This is a genomic window from Salinivirga sp. (assembly GCF_035268865.1).
Taxonomy (GTDB): Bacteria; Bacteroidota; Bacteroidia; order Bacteroidales; family Salinivirgaceae; genus Salinivirga.
This window is the reverse complement of the sequence record NZ_DATFKB010000037.1, coordinates 1-4,230: the sequence shown is the minus strand read 5'-3', so window position 1 is coordinate 4,230 and position 4,230 is coordinate 1. Positions and strand designations below refer to the sequence as shown.

Here is a 4,230-nt window from a genome sequence, read left to right as displayed (position 1 = left end):
ACGCTCTGCCTCACCATATACTTTTTTAGGATCATCTAAAAATTTAAGATCGAAACGACCAAAGGCCCAGTGAGGAGCCCAAAGAGCAACTACTATCGGGCTCTCTTCGTTAATCGCTTTTGTCAATTCACTTAACATAGCAATACCTGAAGAATTTAACTGTTCCATGTTTGTTAAATCATATTCTTCAATAGCTTTATTAGTCATGCCTGTAATACCAGCACCTTTTTCAATACCAATAATTTTTCCGTCAAACATATCAGCATTGGCATTTAATTCCTCTATGGAATTAATGTCAACATACTGAGGCACAACTAATCCAAGAAGTGCTTTGTCTGTGTTGACATTTAAACTAACGATTTCATCATCAGTAAACTTATCCACTTTAGCACCATGGGTAACAGGCAACCAGGATTCCATAAATACATCTATATCGCCTTGAGCCATCGATGCATAAATTAAATCTACCGCTGCTGCATTTGTTTCTACTTCATAGCCATTTTGTTCCAAAATAACTTCGGCAACATGTGTCATAGCAACACCTGAAGCCCATCCATCTACATAGGCCATTTTAACAACTTTGGCTTCTTCTTCACCTTTTTTCTGGGAAGAGTTGCAGCTACTAATAACTAGTGCGAGCGCTGCAACAAATAATAATTTTACTTTCATTTCTTTAAATTTTACTTGTTATTACTAAACATTGATTTCACTTTATCTAATCTTTCGTTATTGCCTTTTTCGCTAAAGGCCTGGGTTATTCTATCGAGAATAATAGCAAGGATAACAACTGCAAAGCCACTTTCGAAGCCTAATCCAATATCGAGGTTGTTGATTCCTTCTAACACTTTTTCGCCTAGGCCACCAGCAGCAATCATACCTGCAATTACCACCATAGAAAGTGCCATCATTATTGTTTGGTTTACACCAGCAAAAATGGTTTTTGTAGCAAGTGGCAGTTCAACTTTAAACAGAATCTGTCTGTTAGTTGCGCCAAAAGCTCTTGCAGCTTCCACGACATCACCTGGTGTTTGTTGTATACCCAGTGTTGTTAGTCGCACAGCAGGTGGCATGGCAAAAATAACGGTTGCAAAAGCCCCGGGTAGTTTTCCGATACTGAAGAACAAAACTGCCGGAATAAGATAAACAAAAGCCGGCATGGTTTGCATGAAATCCAGTATTGGACGTACTACCTTGTTTACATTTTCTTTTTTGGCCGCCCAAATACCTAAAGGAACTGCTATTATAAGTGCAACAAGGGTTGACACAAAAATAAGAGCAAGCGTTTCCATGGTTTCAACCCAAAAGCCTAAAAGATAAATCAATGTTAAACCTATAACGGTGAAAATCGCAGGTCCACGTCCAACTTTAAAGTAGGCTAATATACCAAACAATGCAATTAAAACATAAAAAGGAATCCCTAATAGCAACCACTCAAACCCTTCAATAAGACCATTCCCGGTATTCTTAATGAAGTCGAAAAAACCAGCAAAATTATCTGTAAGCCAGTTTACTGCGTCCTCAATATACTTTCCTATATCTATTATTTTTTCCATGGTTATTGTTCTTTTGCTTGTTCTTTAAGTTCTACAATCTCCCTGTCATCAAATCGGGTTGCTTCAATTATCAACGAGGTCTGACTTACTATTCCTAGTAACTTCTTATTTTCCTTGTTGACAACAGCAATTGGCGATTTAGTGTTGGAAATAAGCGGAAGCATATCTTCAACAGTATAGTCCTCATATACACTCGGGCAATCTGTTGTAATAAACCCTTCGATGGTTTTTTTATCTTGCTTTTCAGCTTCGAGAACCCGTGGCAGCCATATAAAACCCATAAATTCATGGTCCTTATTAACTACCGGCATAGCATTTTCTGAAGTACTTCTCATTTTCCGAATAGTTGATTCAGGACCATCCTTCTCAAATTGAATTACGGTTGGTTTTCGCCACATTAGTGTTCCTGCAGTAATAATTGTTTTACGGTCAACTTTTTCGACAAATGCTTTCACATAATCGGTGGCAGGTTTTTTGAGAATATCCTCAGCTGTTCCAATCTGATCAATAAAGCCATCTTTCATAATTGCGATCCTATCCCCCACTTTTATAGCTTCATCTAAGTCGTGCGTTATAAAAACAATGGTTTTATGCAATTTGTTTTGCAGTGCAAGCAATTCATCCTGCATATCAGATTTTATTAGAGGGTCAAGTGCTGAGAAAGCTTCGTCCATTAACAATACCTCGGGGTTATTTGCTAAAGCACGGGCTAATCCAACACGTTGCTGCATTCCTCCCGAGAGTTGTGATGGCTTTTGGTATTCAAAACCTTTTAGACCAACTGTATCAAGCGCTTCCTGGGCTTTTTCCAAGCGTTTTTCTTTTGGTTCATTTCTAATCTCTAACCCAAAAGCGACGTTTTCTATAACCGTACGATGTGGTAAAAGTCCAAACTTTTGAAAAACCATGCTCATCTCTGTCCGTCTCGCCTCCAACAACTCATCATTGGATTGATTTGTTATGTTAACATTATTTACAATTACACTACCATCAGTGGGCTCGATAAGCCTGTTTAAACAGCGTATTAATGTTGACTTTCCGCTCCCAGACAAGCCCATAATAACAAAAACCTCGCCTGTTTTTATTTGAAAACTTGCTTTATTAACACCAACTGTGCATTTTGTTTTTTCCAAAATTTCAGACTTGCTCTTGCCGTCTTTAAGCATTTTTAAGGCCTGAGACTTGTTATTGCCAAAAATCAGGCTTAAGTCTTCAACTTCTATTTTTATCTCGTCTTTTGACATTGTTCTGCTATACTTTTTTTAAAAATATCTTTAGAAGTAGTATCCTATATTGATATTGAATCTGGTTTCCCAATCAAGTTCATCCATAGGTACAGGAGTTCCCTGCATACCCGCATCGTCTGTGTAATACTTAGATGCTGCATCATCACTGTATAGCTGACCTTCACCCAATCCTGTTCCAAAAGTTGAGGTTAACCATGGCTGGTTTTTACCCATTGCAAAGTCAACATATGTGTATATACTACCTGCAGTTATCATAAAACCAGGTATTAAGTGGTGCATATCAACAAAGCTGTCCTCTAACTTATCTGTATAAGTATAATCAACATATGCCTGAACACTGCTAATTGGTCCAATCTCTACAGGAATTGTGTAGGCTAATCCAGCTACATACATGGTTGCATTTGTGGCCACTGGATATGAGCTACCATAAGCGCCCATTGATAATGTATTTACATCGTTACCAGCATCATCTTTGGCTGCATAGTCGTAATATATTACTTCACCTTTAAAATTAAAGTTGCTAAAGTCGGCTACCAGGTGTCCTGCAAAAGCAGTAGAAGTAGTTGCTTCGTTTAATACCGTATTGTGTATACCACCGATTTGTCCACTGGCACCTATTTCAAGTCCGTCACCTATATGATAAGCAGCTCTTAAATTGAACTGATTTAGTTCGCGGTTTGATGAACCAGCAGAAGGTGTTAGATCATATGAATATCTACCCGCTCCTGATTGTCCAAAAGTAACATCACCACCGAAAATTGGCCCTTCCGGCTCTGATTGACGATAATATGCTACACTTAAATCAAGATTTTCAATTTTGGAAATGTCAAATTTAACACCCATGTCATAATCATCTTCTAAACCAACATAATAAGGCGCCTGAAACCACCATGAATGGGATGCATAGGTAGTAATTCCAAATGGAACTTGTGAAACACCCAATTTCATATATAGATTATCAGTCAAACCATAACCTAACCATCCTTGTTTCATAAAATGGGTTCCAAACGTTGGATAAAAGCGATACTCAAAATTCAGGTCAACGCCTTTTTTCCTGGCAGTTACATTTAAACGCCATGTGTCAATCGTTGCTTCTGGTTGAGTTTTGTTATCTACCCAGCTTTTACTAAAAACGTTAAATCTTAGAGCTCCTCCAAATTTAACAAAATCATCATTTTCTTTTTTCTCTTGTGCAAAAATGCTTGATGCAGCAAATACCAGCATCAAGACTACTGTACTTTTCTTTAAAAACATAAAATTAAAATTAAATTAATATTAAAATTAAAAAATAAAAATTATTTGATTTATAGTTAGTTGACTAAATGCCTGTATTCAGACAATTGATTTTAATATGAATGCTGCGGTTGCAGTTGCGAAGGCCATTCCCATTTAGAAATTCCGGCTCCTTTTCAATCTTTTTTGCAAACGTT

4 protein-coding genes are annotated in these 4,230 nt (G+C 37.4%); all 4 read right to left on the bottom strand.

The window, feature by feature from the left end; genetic code table 11:
• A partial coding sequence (locus tag VJ937_RS02565) for a glycine betaine ABC transporter substrate-binding protein (RefSeq protein ID WP_324065340.1) occupies nt 1–669 on the bottom strand: 669 nt, incomplete at its 3' end.
• Between the two features lie 11 nt (nt 670–680).
• Nucleotides 681–1,544: a proline/glycine betaine ABC transporter permease gene (locus tag VJ937_RS02560; protein WP_324065341.1), complete on the bottom strand. Its 864-nt coding sequence runs from the start codon at nt 1,542–1,544 to the stop codon at nt 681–683.
• A gap of 11 nt (nt 1,545–1,555) precedes the next feature.
• A complete protein-coding gene (locus VJ937_RS02555) occupies nt 1,556–2,797 on the bottom strand; it encodes a glycine betaine/L-proline ABC transporter ATP-binding protein (protein WP_324065339.1) in 1,242 nt (413 codons plus the stop codon).
• 30 nt (nt 2,798–2,827) lie between these two features.
• Nucleotides 2,828–4,054, bottom strand: a complete 1,227-nt coding sequence (locus tag VJ937_RS02550) for a hypothetical protein (RefSeq protein ID WP_324065338.1) — start codon at nt 4,052–4,054, stop codon at nt 2,828–2,830.
• Between the last annotated feature and the right edge of the window lie 176 nt (nt 4,055–4,230).